Source organism: Ornithinimicrobium carbonis, from assembly GCF_050703245.1.
Lineage (GTDB): Bacteria > Actinomycetota > Actinomycetes > Actinomycetales > Dermatophilaceae > Ornithinicoccus.
The window spans coordinates 2,443,396-2,457,743 of record NZ_CP192647.1 but is presented as its reverse complement, the minus strand read 5'-3'; the positions used below and the strand labels follow the sequence as shown (position 1 = coordinate 2,457,743).

General features: G+C 73.2%; 13 protein-coding genes and 1 tRNA gene. 7 read left to right on the top strand and 7 right to left on the bottom strand.

What is annotated here, in order from left to right; translation table 11 throughout:
• The first annotated feature begins 284 nt into the window (after positions 1 to 284).
• Positions 285 to 800, top strand: a complete 516-nt coding sequence (locus ACQ95T_RS12260) for a DUF3145 domain-containing protein (protein ID WP_425944276.1) — start codon at positions 285 to 287, stop codon at positions 798 to 800.
• A 163-nt stretch (positions 801 to 963) separates the two neighbouring features.
• Here the strand turns inward: ACQ95T_RS12260 and ACQ95T_RS12255 are convergent, their stop codons facing one another.
• From ACQ95T_RS12255 to aceE, 7 genes are all read right to left on the bottom strand, one after another.
• Entirely contained in the window at positions 964 to 2,079 is a 1,116-nt protein-coding gene (locus tag ACQ95T_RS12255; protein WP_425944274.1) for a glycosyltransferase, read from the bottom strand.
• Positions 2,080 to 2,114: 35 nt separating this feature from the next.
• Positions 2,115 to 3,377 (bottom strand): beta-ketoacyl-ACP synthase II, encoded by a 1,263-nt coding sequence (fabF, locus tag ACQ95T_RS12250; protein ID WP_425944272.1) that lies wholly within the window; start codon positions 3,375 to 3,377, stop codon positions 2,115 to 2,117.
• A 110-nt stretch (positions 3,378 to 3,487) separates the two neighbouring features.
• Complete coding sequence (locus ACQ95T_RS12245; RefSeq protein ID WP_425944270.1) at positions 3,488 to 3,736, bottom strand: acyl carrier protein; 249 nt, start codon at positions 3,734 to 3,736, stop codon at positions 3,488 to 3,490.
• A gap of 119 nt (positions 3,737 to 3,855) precedes the next feature.
• Entirely contained in the window at positions 3,856 to 4,905 is a 1,050-nt protein-coding gene (locus ACQ95T_RS12240; protein ID WP_425944268.1) for a beta-ketoacyl-ACP synthase III, read from the bottom strand.
• Positions 4,902 to 5,951: an ACP S-malonyltransferase gene (locus tag ACQ95T_RS12235; protein ID WP_425944266.1), complete on the bottom strand. Its 1,050-nt coding sequence runs from the start codon at positions 5,949 to 5,951 to the stop codon at positions 4,902 to 4,904. Before ACQ95T_RS12235 ends, ACQ95T_RS12240 begins: the two co-directional genes overlap by 4 nt.
• Before the next feature lie 108 nt (positions 5,952 to 6,059).
• Positions 6,060 to 7,238, bottom strand: a complete 1,179-nt coding sequence (locus ACQ95T_RS12230) for a PucR family transcriptional regulator (RefSeq protein ID WP_425944264.1) — start codon at positions 7,236 to 7,238, stop codon at positions 6,060 to 6,062.
• An 89-nt stretch (positions 7,239 to 7,327) separates the two neighbouring features.
• Positions 7,328 to 10,087, bottom strand: a complete 2,760-nt coding sequence (gene aceE / locus ACQ95T_RS12225; protein WP_425944262.1) for a pyruvate dehydrogenase (acetyl-transferring), homodimeric type — start codon at positions 10,085 to 10,087, stop codon at positions 7,328 to 7,330.
• A gap of 141 nt (positions 10,088 to 10,228) precedes the next feature.
• On the opposite strand from aceE, the gene ACQ95T_RS12220 reads away from it, so the two are divergent.
• From ACQ95T_RS12220 to ACQ95T_RS12195, 6 genes are all read left to right on the top strand, one after another.
• A complete protein-coding gene (locus ACQ95T_RS12220) occupies positions 10,229 to 10,528 on the top strand; it encodes a DUF3052 family protein (protein ID WP_431472970.1) in 300 nt (99 codons plus the stop codon).
• The gene (locus tag ACQ95T_RS12215) at positions 10,429 to 10,662 is read left to right on the top strand and encodes a DUF3052 family protein (RefSeq protein ID WP_431472969.1); all 234 of its coding nucleotides are present in this window, start codon (positions 10,429 to 10,431) and stop codon (positions 10,660 to 10,662) included. Before ACQ95T_RS12220 ends, ACQ95T_RS12215 begins: the two co-directional genes overlap by 100 nt.
• Positions 10,659 to 11,123: a peroxiredoxin gene (locus ACQ95T_RS12210; protein ID WP_425944258.1), complete on the top strand. Its 465-nt coding sequence runs from the start codon at positions 10,659 to 10,661 to the stop codon at positions 11,121 to 11,123. The genes ACQ95T_RS12215 and ACQ95T_RS12210 overlap by 4 nt, the downstream gene beginning before the upstream one ends.
• A 75-nt stretch (positions 11,124 to 11,198) precedes the next feature.
• Positions 11,199 to 11,271: transfer RNA gene (locus ACQ95T_RS12205), tRNA-Val, on the top strand.
• Position 11,272: 1 nt separating this feature from the next.
• A complete protein-coding gene (locus tag ACQ95T_RS12200; protein WP_431472968.1) occupies positions 11,273 to 12,217 on the top strand; it encodes a Nif3-like dinuclear metal center hexameric protein in 945 nt (314 codons plus the stop codon).
• Entirely contained in the window at positions 12,214 to 14,307 is a 2,094-nt protein-coding gene (locus ACQ95T_RS12195) for a DUF7581 domain-containing protein (RefSeq protein ID WP_431472967.1), read from the top strand. The genes ACQ95T_RS12200 and ACQ95T_RS12195 overlap by 4 nt, the downstream gene beginning before the upstream one ends.
• Positions 14,308 to 14,348: the final 41 nt, after the last annotated feature.

Genomic DNA, 14,348 nt, shown 5'->3' with positions numbered 1-14,348 from the left:
CAGGTTACGAAAAGATCACGAAATGACCAAGTCTGACCGGCGTGTTGTGACGCATGTGACAAATTGTGACTCGAGTGGCAGCACAACGGCGCAGGTCACCCCCCGTTTCGTGACGTGGCTCACGCGGCCGGACGGCACGTCCGAGATCGTGACCGTGGCGCACTTGATACTGGAGTGACGACAGAGCACAATGTGACAAAACCGCACAGCGGGCCGACGCCGGCCGGCCGTTCCGTGTCACGAGGTCGTTGGGGAAGACGTCCCTCACCACACAGGAGGCCAGGATGTCAGTCGTCATGCCCCGAGTCATGACCCGCGGAGTGGTGTTCGTCCACTCCGCGCCGATCGCGCTGTGCCCGCACATCAACTGGGCCCTCGAGGGGGTCCTGGACACGCGCGTGAGCCTGGACTGGGTGCCCCAGCCCGTCGAGTCCGGTCTCGTGCGCACCGAGTTCTCCTGGACCGGCGAGGCGGGCACCGGTGCCCTCATCGCCAGCGCCATGCGCGGCTGGGACGGCCTGCGGTACGAGGTCGTCGAGGAAGCCAGCCGCGGCAGCGACGGGATGCGGTGGACCCACACCCCGGCCCTGGGCATCCACCAGGCACGTCTGTCCGCCAACGGTGACGTCGTCGTCAACGAGGACCGGCTGCGCACCGTCGTCGAGCAGGCCGAGGGCAACGCCGCCGTGCTCGCCGCCGAGCTGGACCGCGTCCTCGGGGCGGCCTGGGACAGCGAGCTCGAGGTGTACCGCCACGCCGGCGAGGGCGCACCCGTCACCTGGCTGCACAAGGTCGGCTGACCCCGCCCAGGTCCCGCAGAGCGTCCCCGCGTCCGCTCCCGACGACCTGATCCGACGACCAGGTCGTCGGGCGGATGCCGGGTCCGGCCCGGGTTCCGCGCCGCCTGTGAGGCACGGAGCCCGCCCGGGCGGCCCGGCCGCCCGTCTCAGCCGGACGTCCGTCTCAGCCGGACGTCCGGCGCGCGGCGACGTCGGTGTGCACGGCGAGCATGGCCTGCGCAGAGGCCCGCCAGTTGAACCGCTCGGCCTGCTCCCGGGCCTGGACGGCGGCCCGGGGCCGTGCCAGGAGCGCCTCGACGCCGTCGGCGAAGGCTGCGGGGGTGGACGGGGCCACGTGGCCGGCGTGCCCGACCACCTCCTGCAGGGCCCCCTCGTCGGGGCACACCACCGGAACGCCGCAGGCGAGCACCTCGAGGGCGGCCAGGCCGAAGGTCTCCAGCGGTCCGGGGGCCAGGGCGACGTCCGCGGTCCCCATCCGGGCGGCCAGCTCCGCACGGTCGGTGATGTAGGAGTGGAAGACGACCGGCAGGTCCCGGGCACGTTCGATGAGCTCGTCGCGCAGGGGGCCGTGCCCGAACACCGTCATCTCGACGTCGTGGCCGCGCCGGACGAGCTCGCGCACGGTCTCCACCGAGAGCGCCGGACGCTTCTCGGGAGACAGTCGCCCGCAGTGGACCAGCCGGACCGGATCACCGGGGCCCGGCGGTCGGTAGGTGGCGGGATCCCGCACCGGCCGGAAGGTGTCCAGATCCACCCCCAGGGGCACGACCCTCGCGTCGATGCCGTTGCGGTGGAACTCCTCCGCCGCGAAGCTGCTGGGGCACACGATCGCGTCGTAGTCGTGCGCGCTACGGCGGTTGATGAGGTCCGCGGCCCACACCGCCGGCCCGTCCGGAACGGGGGTACGGCGCACGAGGATGCCCGTCATGTGCTCGTGGCTGATCATCACCGAGCCGATGCCGCGCCGGCGGGCCCAGCGGCCCATCCACCGCGTGGTGGACCGGTCGGAGACCTCCAGGGCGTCGGGGGCCACGGCGTCCATGAGCCGGGACAGGCCGCGGCGCTCGAACATCAGGGAGTAGCCCGTTCCCGGGACGGGCGTCGCCGGGACCCGGTAGACGGTGCCCTGAGCCTCCTGGCTGATCTCCTGCCCCGGACCCGGGACGATGAGCGAGGCCTCGTGGCCGAGCTCGCGGTAGTGCTGGCCCCAGGCCCGCAGCGCCGTCTTGATCCCGCCGGACGTCGGACTGACGAAGTTGGCGACGCGCAGGATGTGCATGGGACGGCGAGCCTACCCGCCGCCCCCTGCCGGCCTCACCCGCGGCTGCGGAACGCGAGCGCCACGTTGACCCCGCCGAACCCGAAGGAGTTGTTGACGGCGGCCAGGTCCCCGTCCGGCAGCGGGCGAGGGGCCCCGGTGACCACGTCCAGGTCGATCTGCGGGTCCTGCCGGTCCAGGTTGATGGTGGCCGGCACGGTCCTGGCGTGCAGGGTCTGGACGGTCAGGACCGCCTCGAGCGCGCCGGCGGCCCCCAGCAGGTGGCCCGTCATCGACTTGGTCGCCGTCACCGGGACCCGGTCGGTGTGCGCGCCGAAGGCACGGCGGATCGCGCGCGCCTCGGCGGCGTCCCCGACGGGGGTGGACGTGGCGTGCGCGTTGATGTGCGCGATGTCGCTCATCGACAGGTCGGCGTCGGCCACGGCCTCGGCCATGGCGCGCGCGGCCCCGGCGCCGTCGGGCTCGCCCGCGGTGATGTGGTAGGCGTCGCTGGACATGCCCACCCCGACGAGCTCGGCGTAGATGCGGGCCCCGCGGGCGAGCGCGTGCTCCTCGGCCTCGAGCACCATGACAGCCGCTCCCTCGCCCATGACGAACCCGTCCCGGTCCACGTCGTAGGGGCGGGAGGCCCGCTGAGGGTCGTCGTTGCGTCCGGACAGCGCGGTCATCGCGGCGAACGCGGCGATCGGCAGCGGGTGGATGGCGGCCTCGGTGCCCCCGGCGACCATCATGTCGGCCCGGCCGGAGCGGATCATCGAGAACGCCAGGCCCATGCCCTCGGCACCGGAGGCGCACGCGCTGACGGGGCAGTGGGCACCGGCGCGGGCCGTGAGGTCCAGGGACACGGCCGCGGCGGGCCCGTTGGGCATGAGCATCGGGACGGTCAGCGGGAAGACGCGACGGGGCCCGCGGGTGCGCAGGTTCTCCCACTGGTCCAGCAGGGTCCACACGCCACCGATGCCGGACCCGACCGCCACACCCAGACGCTCGGGCTCGATCTCGGGGCTGCCGGCGTCGGCCCAGGCCTCCCGGGAGGCGATGAGGGCGTACTGGCCCGAGGGGTCGTTGCGGCGCACCTCGACCTTGGGGAGCACCTCGCTGGGCGGGGTGTGGATCTGGGCCGCGAAGGTGATCGGCAGCTCGTGCTCGTCGATCCACTCCTGGGGGATGTCCCGGGCGCCGGAGCGGCCCGCCAGGACCGCGTCCCAGGTCTGCGGCGCGGTGCCGCCGACGGGGGTGGTGGCGCCCAGGCCGGTCACGACGACGCGGCGGGGGGTCGGGCTGGGGCTGGGGGACATCTGCACGACCTCCGGGGTCGGTCGGGGCGGCGGTGCCGCGGACAGGACGGGGTATGGGGTGGGGCGCCTCCCGGCGCGGCCGCTGGGGACCGCGCCGGGAGGGGGGAGCGTCAGCCCTGGTTGTTGGCGATGTAGGTCACCGCGTCCCGGACGTGGGTGAGGTTCTTCACCTCGTCGTCGGGGATGCGCACGCCGAACTTGTCCTCGGCGTTGACCACGATGGTCATCATCGAGAGGGAGTCGATGTCCAGGTCCTCGGTGAAGGACTTGTCCATCTGGACCTCCTCCTGCTCCAGACCGGTCTCCTCGTTGACGATCTCCGCGAGACCCGCGAGGATCTCCTGCTCGGTCATGGCCATCTGTCCTGCTCCTTCGGTTGAGGGGGTGACCCGGGTGCTTCCCGCCGGGCCTCGGGTGGTCTCGTGGGGGGCGGGGGCGGGAGGGGTGCTCCGACCGCCGCATTCGGACAGGGGCCTGCTCACGGCATGACGACGACCTGGGCGGCGTAGACCAGGCCCGCGCCGAACCCGATCTGCAGGGCAAGCCCGCCGTGGCGGGCCTCGCCCTCGTCGAGCATCCGGGACATGGCGAGCGGGATCGAGGCTGCCGAGGTGTTGCCCGTCTCGGCGATGTCGCGCGCCACGGGCACGTGCTCGGGCAGCTTGAGGGACTTGATCATCGCGTCGGTGATGCGCATGTTGGCCTGGTGGGGCACGAAGGCGTCCAGGTCGTCGGTGGTGACGCCGGCGGCCGCGACGGTGTCGATGGCGACCTGGGCCATCGAGAACACCGCCCACCGGAAGACGGTCTGCCCCTGCATGACGAAGGAGGGCCAGGCGATCTCCTCGGCGCGCCGCGGGTCCTCCATCGCCGGCCGCAGCTCGGTCCAGGACTCCCGCTGGGTGATCGCGTCGGTCTTGTCGCCCAGGCTGCCCCACAGGGTGGGACCGATGCCGGGGGTGTCCGAGACGCCCACGACGGCCGCACCGGCACCGTCGCCGAAGATGAACGCCGAGCCGCGGTCGTGCTTGTCGGTGAAGTCGGACAGCTTCTCCACCCCGACGACGAGGACGTGGTCGGCCGTCCCGGCCCGGACCATGTCGTTGGCCAGGGCGATGCCGTGGCAGTAGCCGGCGCAGGCGGCCGAGACGTCGAAGGCGGCCGGGTCCGGGATCCCGAGCCGGTGGCCCAGCTCGGGCGCCGCGGCCGGGGTCTGGTAGGGGTGGGTCACGGTGGCGACGATGATCACGCCGATCTGGTCCGGGCCCACCCCTGCGCGCTCCATCGCCTGCCGGGACGCCGCCTCGGCCATGTCCACCACGGTCTCGTCGTCCCGGGCGAACCGTCGGGTCACGATGCCGGAACGCTGCTGGATCCACTCGTCGGAGGAGTCGATGAAGCGGCAGATCTCCTCGTTGGTCACCACCCGCTCGGGCCGGTAGCCGCCCAGCCCGAGGATGCGGGCGTGGCGGAGCGTGCGGGGACCGGCGAGGGTCGGGGCGGGACGACCGGGACGAGGTGTGGTCACGGGGTGTCCTCCTGGGGGTGCTGGTGCTCGGGCTGGCCGGGGTGCGGGGGAGCATCGGGTCCGGCGTCCTGGGGCCCACCGTGCTCCTGGATCATCCGGCGGGCCTGGTCCAGGTCGTCGGGGGTCTTCAGCGCCAGCGTCTCGACGCCGCGCAGGGCCCGCTTGGCCAGGCCGACGAGGGTGCCGGCCGGCGGGATCTCGATGAGACCCGTGACCCCCATCGCGAGGAAGGTGTCCATCGTCAGGTCCCAGCGCACCGGGTTGGACACCTGACGCACGAGGCGGCGCAGGACCTCCTCGCCGTCGTCGACGACGGTCCCGTCGGCGTTGGAGACCAGCGGGACCGCGGGGTCCTGGGCCGCCAGGTCCAGCACGTGGCGCGCCAGGCGGTCCACCGCCGGGTCCATGTGCCGGGTGTGGAAGGCACCGGCCACCTGGAGGGGGACGACGCGGGCCCGGGCGGGCGGCGCGCCGTCCAGGGCCGAGAGCTGCTCCAGCGTGCCGGCGGCCACCACCTGGCCGGCGCCGTTGAGGTTGGCGGGGGTCAGACCGAGGGAGTCCAGGACGGCCAGGACCTCCTCCGGGTCGCCGCCGACGACGGCGCTCATCCCGGTCGGTGCGACGGCCGAGGCCTGGGCCATGCCACGTCCCCGCTCGCGCACGAACGCCACCGCCTCGTCCTCGGTGAGCACACCGGCGAAGGCGGCGGCCGTGATCTCCCCGACGGAGTGCCCTGCGGTGGCGCCGACGGGGGAGGCAGCCCGCCCGTCGGCCCGACCGGCGTCGTCCCCACGGTCCGGGGCGGCAGCGCGATCGACGCCGAACAGGGCGGACAGGGCCACGAGCCCGGCGCCGACGATGAGGGGCTGGGCGACCGCGGTGTCCTTGATGGTGGGAGCGTCCGAGGTGGTCCCATGGGCCACGAGGTCGCTCTGGGCGACCTCGGAGAGGCGTTCCAGACGCTCGGGCAGCCCCGGGAGCTCGAGCCACGGAGCGAGGAAACCGGGAGCCTGGGAGCCCTGTCCGGGCGCGACGATCACGAGCACGCCCCCCACTCTGCCCGGCGGCGGCACGGGACGGCGTCAGCGTTCCCGACGAGAAGGCACGGCCGTCTTTGGAGGTTTCCTCCAAGGTGCGTGCGGAATCAGGCCTGCTCAGCGTGGCGGACGGTGCCGTGCGGTCATGCGGCCGAGCGCCAGGGAGACCTGCAGGACCCAGGCGTCCCGGGGGTCGTGGGCGTCCAGCCCGACCACGTCGGCGGCGCGACGCAGGCGGTAGCGCACCGTGTTCGGGTGGAGGAACAGCGCCCGCGCGGTGGCCTCGAGCGCTCCGCCGTGGTCGAGATAGGCCTGGACCGTCTCCAGGAGGGGCGAGGAGTGGTCCCGCAGCGGTCGGTAGACCCGGTCGACGAGCATCCTGCGGGCCGGCTGCTCACCGAGCAGCGCCCGCTCGGGCAGCAGGTCGTCGGCACCGACCGGTCGGGGCGCCTGCGTCCAGGCGGGCAGGGCGTCGCAGGCGGACAGGGCGGCCCGCACGCTGCGGCCCGCGGCGAACAGGTGCGGCACCCGGGGACCGACGACGACGGGTCCGGGCGCGAAGGAGGGGGCGAGCGCGCGGGCGTCGGCCGAGGGGTCGTCGCTGCCGCCCAGCACGCACACGAGCCGGCGGCCGAGCGCGGCGGTCAGGACCGAACGGCCGGCGCGCTGGGCGGCCTCGCGGACCCTTTCCAGGGCCGGGCCGGAACCCCCCTCGGGCAGGGCGCCGACGAGGACGGCGACCCCGGTCACGTCCTCCCAACCGAGCTCGGCGGCGCGGGAGGCCAGGGTGTCGTCCGCCTCTCCCCGCACGATCGCGTGGACGACGAGGGACTCCAGCCGGGCATCCCACCCACCGCGCTGCTCCGCTGCGCGGGCGTAGACGTCGGCGGCGGCGAAGGCCACGTCGCGCGAGTAGCGCAGCACCGCCTCCCGCAGCCGCGGGCGCTCGTCCTCCCCGACCAGCTCGTCCACGGCGTCCTCGACGGTGGCTACCGCCGTGCGCGTCAGGTCGAGGGCCTGACGCAGGGAGATCGTCTGGGCCAGGGCCCGCGGGGCCGTGGTGAACAGGTCGCCGGACACGGTCCGCTCGGGGGTCCCGTCGGCATACCAGGTGAGCAGGGTGCTGATCCCGCCCTGGGCGATGAGACCCACCCAGGAGCGGTCGTCGGGGCTGAGCGCCGTGAACCAGTCGTGCTCCTCGGCCATCCGCCGGGTGACCCGCGTGGCGAGCTCCCCGGCCCGTCGTTGCAGCGGCTCAGGTCGGGAGGCCGCGCCCGCGGCGGGGGAGGAGGGCACCGTTGCAGCCTAGTGATCCGGGACCCCCGGGCGCGGCGGCCGGCACGTCTGCCGGCCGCCCCGCCCGGGCGGTGTCGACGGGACGGCGCTCAGGCGTCCCCGCCCACGTTGCCGGAGGTGCCCGCATTGACGTCGAGCAGACGGTAGCGGTCCGCCGCCTCGCGGGGCACCTGCGGGTCGATCTCGCCGCGGTCGGCGAGCATCTGCAGGGCCTTGACCGCCATCGAGGGACCGTCGATGTGGAAGAACCGGCGGGCGGCGGCCCGGGTGTCGGCGAAGCCGAAGCCGTCGGCCCCCAGGGCGTGGTAGTCCTCCGGCACCCACGGGGCGATCTGGTCCTGGACCGCCCTCATGTAGTCGCTGGTCGCGATGATCGGGCCGGTGCCCTCGGAGAGGCGGCGGGTGACGTAGGGGACACGCCGCTCCTCGTCCGGGTGCAGGAAGGCGTCCTCGTCGCAGGACATCGCCTCGCGGCGCAGCTCGGACCAGGAGGTGACCGACCACACGTCGGCGTGCACGCCCCAGTCCTCGCGGAGCAGCTCCTCGGCCTCCAGGGCCCAGGGCACCCCGACGCCGGAGGCCAGCAGCTGGACCTGGCGGCCCTCCTCCGCGGGCTCCGCCTTCGTGATCCGGTGCATGCCTTTGAGGATGCCCTCGACGTCCACGTCCTCCGGCTGGGCCGGCTGCCGCATCGGCTCGTTGTAGACGGTGATGTAGTAGAAGACGTCCTCCGCCTCGCCGCCGTACATCCGCTCCAGCCCCGCGGGCAGGATGTGCGCCAGCTCGTAGGCGTACGCCGGGTCGTAGGAGACGCAGGCCGGGTTGGTCGAGGCCAGCAGGGGTGAGTGGCCGTCCGCGTGCTGCAGCCCCTCGCCCGCCAGGGTCGTCCGGCCCGCGGTGGCTCCGATCATGAACCCGCGCACCAGCTGGTCGGCCGCGGCCCAGATCCCGTCACCGGTGCGCTGGAACCCGAACATCGAGTAGAAGATGTAGAACGGCACCATCGGGACCGAGTGGGTGTCGTAGGAGGTGCCGGCCGCGGTGAAGGCCGCCACCGATCCGCCCTCGTTGATGCCGACGTGCCAGATCTGGCCGCTCGTGGACTCCTTGTAGGCGAGCATGAGGTCGGCGTCCACCGAGGTGTAGTTCTGGCCGTGGACGTTGTAGATCTTCGCCGTGGGGAAGAAGCTGTCCATGCCGAAGGTGCGGGCCTCGTCCGGGATGATCGGCACCAGGTGCTTCCCGAACTCCTTGTCGCGCATCCACTCCTTGAAGATGCGGACCAGGGCCATGGTGGTGGCCACGTTCTGCTTGCCCGAGCCCTTCTTGGCCACGTCGTAGATCTTGGTGTCCGGCAGCGTCAGCTCGCCGACCTTCGACGGATCGCGCTTGGGCAGGTACCCGCCCAGCTCCTTGCGACGCTCCTGCAGGTAGCGGATCGCCTCGTCGTCCTGACCGGGGTGGTAGTACGGCGGCTTGTAGGGGTCGGCCTCGAGCTGCTCGTCGGTGATCGGGATGCGCAGGCTGTCCCGGAAGCCCTTGAGGTCGTCCAGGGTCATCTTCTTCATCTGGTGGGTCGCGTTGCGGCCCGCGAAGTGTGTCCCGAGGCTGTACCCCTTGATGGTGTGGGCCAGGATCACGGTCGGCTGTCCGGTGTGCCGCAGGGCGGCGGCGTAGGCGGCGTACACCTTGCGGTAGTCGTGCCCGCCCCGCTTGAGCTTCCACCAGACGTCCTCGTCCGACCAGTCCTTGACCATCTCCTTGGTGCGCGGGTCGCGCCCGAAGAAGTGGTCGCGGATGAAGGCGCCGTCGTTGGCGCGGAAGGTCTGGAAGTCCCCGTCGGGGGTGGAGTTCATCAGGTTGACGAGCGCTCCGGAGGTGTCCTTGGCGATGAGCTCGTCCCAGCCGCGGCCCCACAGCACCTTGATGACGTTCCAGCCGGCGCCGCGGAAGTAGCTCTCCAGCTCCTGGACGATCTTGCCGTTGCCGCGCACCGGCCCGTCGAGCCGCTGCAGGTTGCAGTTGACGACGAAGGTGAGGTTGTCCAGCTCGTCGTTGGCCGCCACCTGGAGCAGGCCGCGCGACTCCGGCTCGTCCATCTCGCCGTCGCCGAGGAAGGCCCACACGTGCTGCTGGCTGGTGTCCTTCAGGCCGCGGTTGTGCAGGTACTTGTTGAACGCCGCCTGGTAGATGGCGTTCATCGGACCCAGGCCCATCGAGACCGTGGGGAACTGCCAGAACTCCGGCATGCTGCGCGGGTGGGGGTAGGAGGGCAGCGGCTGGACGTCGTCGTCCAGACCCCGGCTCTTCTCCTGACGGAAGCCGTCCAGCTCCTTCTCCGAGAGCCGTCCCTCCAGGAAGGCGCGGGCGTAGATGCCGGGCGAGGCGTGACCCTGGAAGAAGATCTGGTCGCCGCCGCCCTCGTGGTCGCGTCCTCGCCAGAAGTGGTTGAAGCCGACCTCCCACAGGGTGGAGATCGAGGCGTAGGAGGAGATGTGGCCACCTACGGAGATCTCGGGGTGCTGGGCCCGGTGCACCATGACGGCGGCGTTCCAGCGGATCCAGGCCCGGTAGCGCCGCTCCATGTCCTCGTCACCGGGGAACCAGGGCTCGCGCTCGGGCGGGATCGTGTTGATGTAGTCGGTCGTCGTCAGCGACGGGAGCCCCACCTGGGAGTCACGAGCGCGCTCCAGCATGCGGAGCATCAGGTAGCGGGCACGACCCCGGCCACCGGCCTCGATCGCGGAGTCGAGCGACTCGAGCCACTCCTGGGTCTCGTCGGGATCCGTGTCCGGGACCTGGCTCGGCAACCCGTTGAGGATCGGCCCGACTGGACGCTCGAAAGACATGAGGCAACCTTTCCGTCGTGGTGACGGGGCCAGTCTGTCACGAGGGGTGGACGTCGGGTCAGGTCGGTCGGCCGCCGCCCCGAGGGCCCGGGCGACGCCACCTTTACATCCGGGCCACCCTCTAGTTGTGTAGTCCTCACCATGGACGGTGAGAGGAACGTGAACGAGATCGACACGGACGCAGGCCCGCTGGTCGCGCCCGCCCGACGGCTGGGTTTCGCCCCGGGCCAGATCGTCGTCGAGTACGGCGACGACGACGACGTCGAGGAGGACCTCAGGGCCGCCGTGGAGGCCTCGTCGAGGGTCCCCTGGAGGGGGAGGACTACGACGGGGTCGTCGACGTGGTGCTGCTCTGGTGGCGCGACGGCGACGGTGACCTTGCCGACGAGCTCGTCGACGCCCTCACCACGCTCGAGGAGGGTGGGTTCATCGCCCTGCTGACGCCCGGTGCCGGACGGCCCGACCGCGTGGCCGCCCACGAGGTCCAGGAGGCCTGCACGACGTGCTCCCTGTCGGCCGCGGGCGCCATCCCCCTGGGCGCCTGGATCGGCCAGCGTCTCGTGGGTCGCCGGTGACGGCATACCCGCAGGTGGGGGCCCTCGCTCCCGACCTCGACCTGCCCGACCAGCACGGCGACCGGCAGCGCCTGGCCGACCTCGTCGCCGAGCGGCACCTGCTCATGGTGTTCTTCCCCTTCGCGTTCTCCTCGATCTGCACCGGGGAGCTGCTGGAGATCCAGCTGAACATCGACGAGTTCGTCAACGACCGGGTCCAGGTGGTGGGCCTCTCCTGCGACCCCACCTCCTCCCTGCGGGCCTGGTCCGCGCACGAGGGCTACCGCTTCCCCCTGCTGTCCGACTTCTGGCCCCACGGCCGGGTGAGCCGCGCCTACGGCGTGCTCGACGAGGACACGGGGGCCGCCGCGCGCGGGACGTTCCTGGTCGACCCGCGGGGGGTGGTCACGTGGAGCCTGGTCCACGGACCGGGGGAGGAGCGCCCCATCGGCCTGCTGCACGAGGCGGTCAGGGGCCTGTAGCACCGGGCACGGCGCCCGTCGTCCCGACACGCGTGCCGAACCGCCCGGGCGGACTGGCACAATGGTCGCCCCTAGGGGCCTGTAGCTCAGCTGGTAGAGCGCCGCGTTTACACCGCGTAGGTCGTCGGTTCGAGCCCGGCCGGGCCCACGTGGACAACAGCAGAGAGGTCGCCGGCAGCAGCCCCGAGGGGCTGCCGCTGCGCGAGGTCGTCGCGGTGCTCGAGGAGCTCTACCCGCCCGCCACCGCCCAGTCGTGGGACCGCCGCGTCGGCCTGGTCGCCGGTGATCCCGACCAACGGGTGCGCAGCGTCCTGCTCGCCGTCGACCCGACGCTGGAGGTGGTCGCCGAGGCGGTCGCCGCCGGTGCCGACCTCGTCCTGACCCACCACCCCCTGCTGCTGCGGGGCATCCACTCCGTCGCGACGACCAGCGCCAAGGGCGCCACCATCACCGACCTCGTCGTCAACGACGTCGCGCTCTACTGCGCGCACACGAACGCCGACGTGGCCGATCCCGGGGTCGGCCATGCGCTCGCCCGGGCGTGCGGGCTGGAGGAGACCGACGCCCTGCAGGTGGTGGAGGACCAGGAGCTGGGCAGGGTGGGGGACCTGCCCGCGCCCACCACCCTCGCCGACCTCGCCACGACCCTCCACGCAGCCATGCCGCCGACCGCGTCGGGGGTGCGGGTCGCGGGCCCGCCCGGGGCGTCCGTGCGCAGGGTGGCGGTGCTCGGTGGTGCCGGGGACTCGGCGCTGGACGCCGCCCGCCGCAGCGGTGCCGACGCCTACGTCACGGCCGACCTGCGGCACCACCCCGCCCTCGAGGCCCGGCAGGAGGCCAGGGCCGCCGCGCGGAGCCGGGGGGCGGACCCCTCCGCGGGAACGCCCTACCTGGTCGACGCGGGGCACTGGGCCAGCGAGTCGTTGTGGCTGCCGATGGTGCGGCGGCTCCTGGCCGACCGGCTCGGCGGTAGCGTGAGCCTCTCCCTGTCCACCGTGCGCTCCGACCCCTGGGACTTCGTCGTCGGAGCCCGTCCGCCCGAGGTGGGCCCCGTGACCGCCCGTCCTGCACCCCGACCCGGAGGTATGCCGTGAAGGCCAGCCCGCAGATGCAGTCCCGACTCCTTGACCTGCTCGACCTCGACACCCGGCTGACCCAGCTGGACCACCAGCTGCGCACCCTCCCCGAGCTGGTCGACATCGCCCGGCTCGAGGCGGCCGAGGCGGACCTGCGCGCCGAGGTGGTGCGCACCGAGACCGCGGTCTCGGACCTCCAGCGGGAGGTGGCCAAGGCCGAGGCGGCCGTGCAGCAGGTGCGCGACCGGGCCGCCCGGGACCAGGCCCGGCTCGACGCCGGCACCGGCACCTCGAAGTCCCTGCAGGGGCTGCAGCACGAGCTGGCCTCGCTGGAGCGGCGCCAGGGGGTGCTCGAGGACGAGCAGCTGGAGGTCATGGAGCGGGTGGAGGCCGCCCAGGGCTCGGCCGACCGGGCCGCCCGGGCGCACGCCGAGCACGCCGAGCGGCTGACGTCCCTGCGCGCCCAGCGCGACGAGAAGGCCGCCCGGATCAGCGCCGAGCGCGAGGAGGTCGCCCATGGTCGGCCGGCGGTCGTGGCCGACCTGTCCGCGGAGCTGCTCGCCCTCTACGACCGGGTGCGGGCGCACAGCGGGACCGGCGCGGCCCCGCTCGTCCAGCGCCGGTGCGGCGGCTGCCGGCTGGACCTCAACGCGGTCGACCTCTCGCGGATCCGCAACGCGCCGAGAGGACGAGGTGCTCCGGTGCGAGGAGTGCGGCCGCGTCCTCGTGCGGACCTCGGAGTCCGGTCTGTGAGCCTGCGCCCGGCCCTGGTGGTCGAGGCGGACGGCGGTTCCCGGGGCAACCCGGGCGTGGCCGGCTACGGGGCGCTGGTCAAGGATGCGCGGACCGGGGAGCTGCTGGCCGAACGGGCGGTGCCTCTCGGCCGCGCGTCGAACAACGTGGCCGAGTACAGCGGCCTCGTGGCCGGACTGCAGGCCGTGCTCGACCTGGGCCTGGCGACCGACGCGGCCGTCGAGGTCCGGATGGACTCCAAGCTGGTCGTGGAGCAGATGTGCGGGCGGTGGAAGATCAAGCACGAGGACATGCGCCGGCTGGCACTCCAGGCCCGTCAGCTCGTCGACCAGGTCCAGGCCGCCGGGGGCACGGTCCGGTTCACCTGGATCCCGCGGGAGCGCAACGGTGCGGCGGACGCGCTGTCGAACGTGGCGATGGACGGACGCATCGTCCACCGTGACCTCCTGGGGGAGGGCGCCGGCTCCGACCGGCCCGGGGAGGCGCCGGAGGTGTCCACGGTCACCGGTCCCGGTGGCCCCACGTCCGGGCGGGTGGGCCGCGGCGTGGCCCCCGGCGACCGCCCCGGCACCGGCCAGGTCTTCGGCGACGCCCGGGTGCCCCTCACCGACGTCTTCGTCTCCGACGAGACCGTGCCGACGCTGGAGGGGCAGACGCGGCTGGTCCTGGTGCGCCACGGGGTGACCGACTTCACCCAGGGTCACCGGCTCGACGGGCGGGGAGGTGCCGACCCTGCCCTCAACGCCACCGGTCTGGCGCAGGCCCGGGCCGCCGCCGTCGCCGTCCGGCGTCTCCTCGACCGTTCGGACCCCGGCCGGGTCACCGTGGTCTCCTCGTCCCTGCGGCGGGCCCGCCAGACGGGACAGGTCGTCGCCGACCACCTGGGGGTGCCCCGGGAGGAGGACGCCGACTGGGACGAGCAGGGGTTCGGCTCCTGGGACGGTCGGGCCATGCCCGACCTGGTCCGGGAGAGCGCCGCGGACCTCGCCCGGCTCCGGCACGACCTCGACTTCGCCCCTCCCGGCGGGGAGACCCGGCGCGAGCTCGACCGGCGGGTGGGCGGCGCGCTGGGACGGGCGATCTCGCGCGGCGGCACCGTCGTCGTCGCCACCCACCGGGTGGTGCTCATGTCGGTGCTCGGCCGGCTGCTGGGCATCGACCACTCGAGGGCCTGGTCGGTGGCCACCGCCCCCACGTCCCTGACGGCCGTCGAGGTGTGGGCCGACGGCGGGGTGCAGGTGGAGTTCGTCAACGACACCCACCACCTCTACGACCCGGCGTTCGCCGACGACGTGGCCCAGACCGAGGCCCGGGTCCGCATCCTGGACAGCTCCCTCGAGGGCCCGCCCGGCTAGTGCCGCCGCGTGCTCCCGCCGAGCACCGACGGGCGTCCCGT

What these genes read in the sequence shown, in the direction of transcription:
- ACQ95T_RS12255 (WP_425944274.1), bottom strand. Translation starts at nt 2,079, where the DNA reads ATGCACATCCTGCGCGTCGCCAACTTCGTCAGTCCGACGTCCGGCGGG.
- ACQ95T_RS12245 (WP_425944270.1), bottom strand. Translation starts at nt 3,736, where the DNA reads ATGGCCATGACCGAGCAGGAGATCCTCGCGGGTCTCGCGGAGATCGTC.
- fabF (WP_425944272.1), bottom strand. Translation starts at nt 3,377, where the DNA reads ATGTCCCCCAGCCCCAGCCCGACCCCCCGCCGCGTCGTCGTGACCGGC.
- aceE (WP_425944262.1), bottom strand. Translation starts at nt 10,087, where the DNA reads ATGTCTTTCGAGCGTCCAGTCGGGCCGATCCTCAACGGGTTGCCGAGC.
- ACQ95T_RS12220 (WP_431472970.1), top strand. Translation starts at nt 10,229, where the DNA reads ATGGACGGTGAGAGGAACGTGAACGAGATCGACACGGACGCAGGCCCG.
- ACQ95T_RS12260 (WP_425944276.1), top strand. Translation starts at nt 285, where the DNA reads ATGTCAGTCGTCATGCCCCGAGTCATGACCCGCGGAGTGGTGTTCGTC.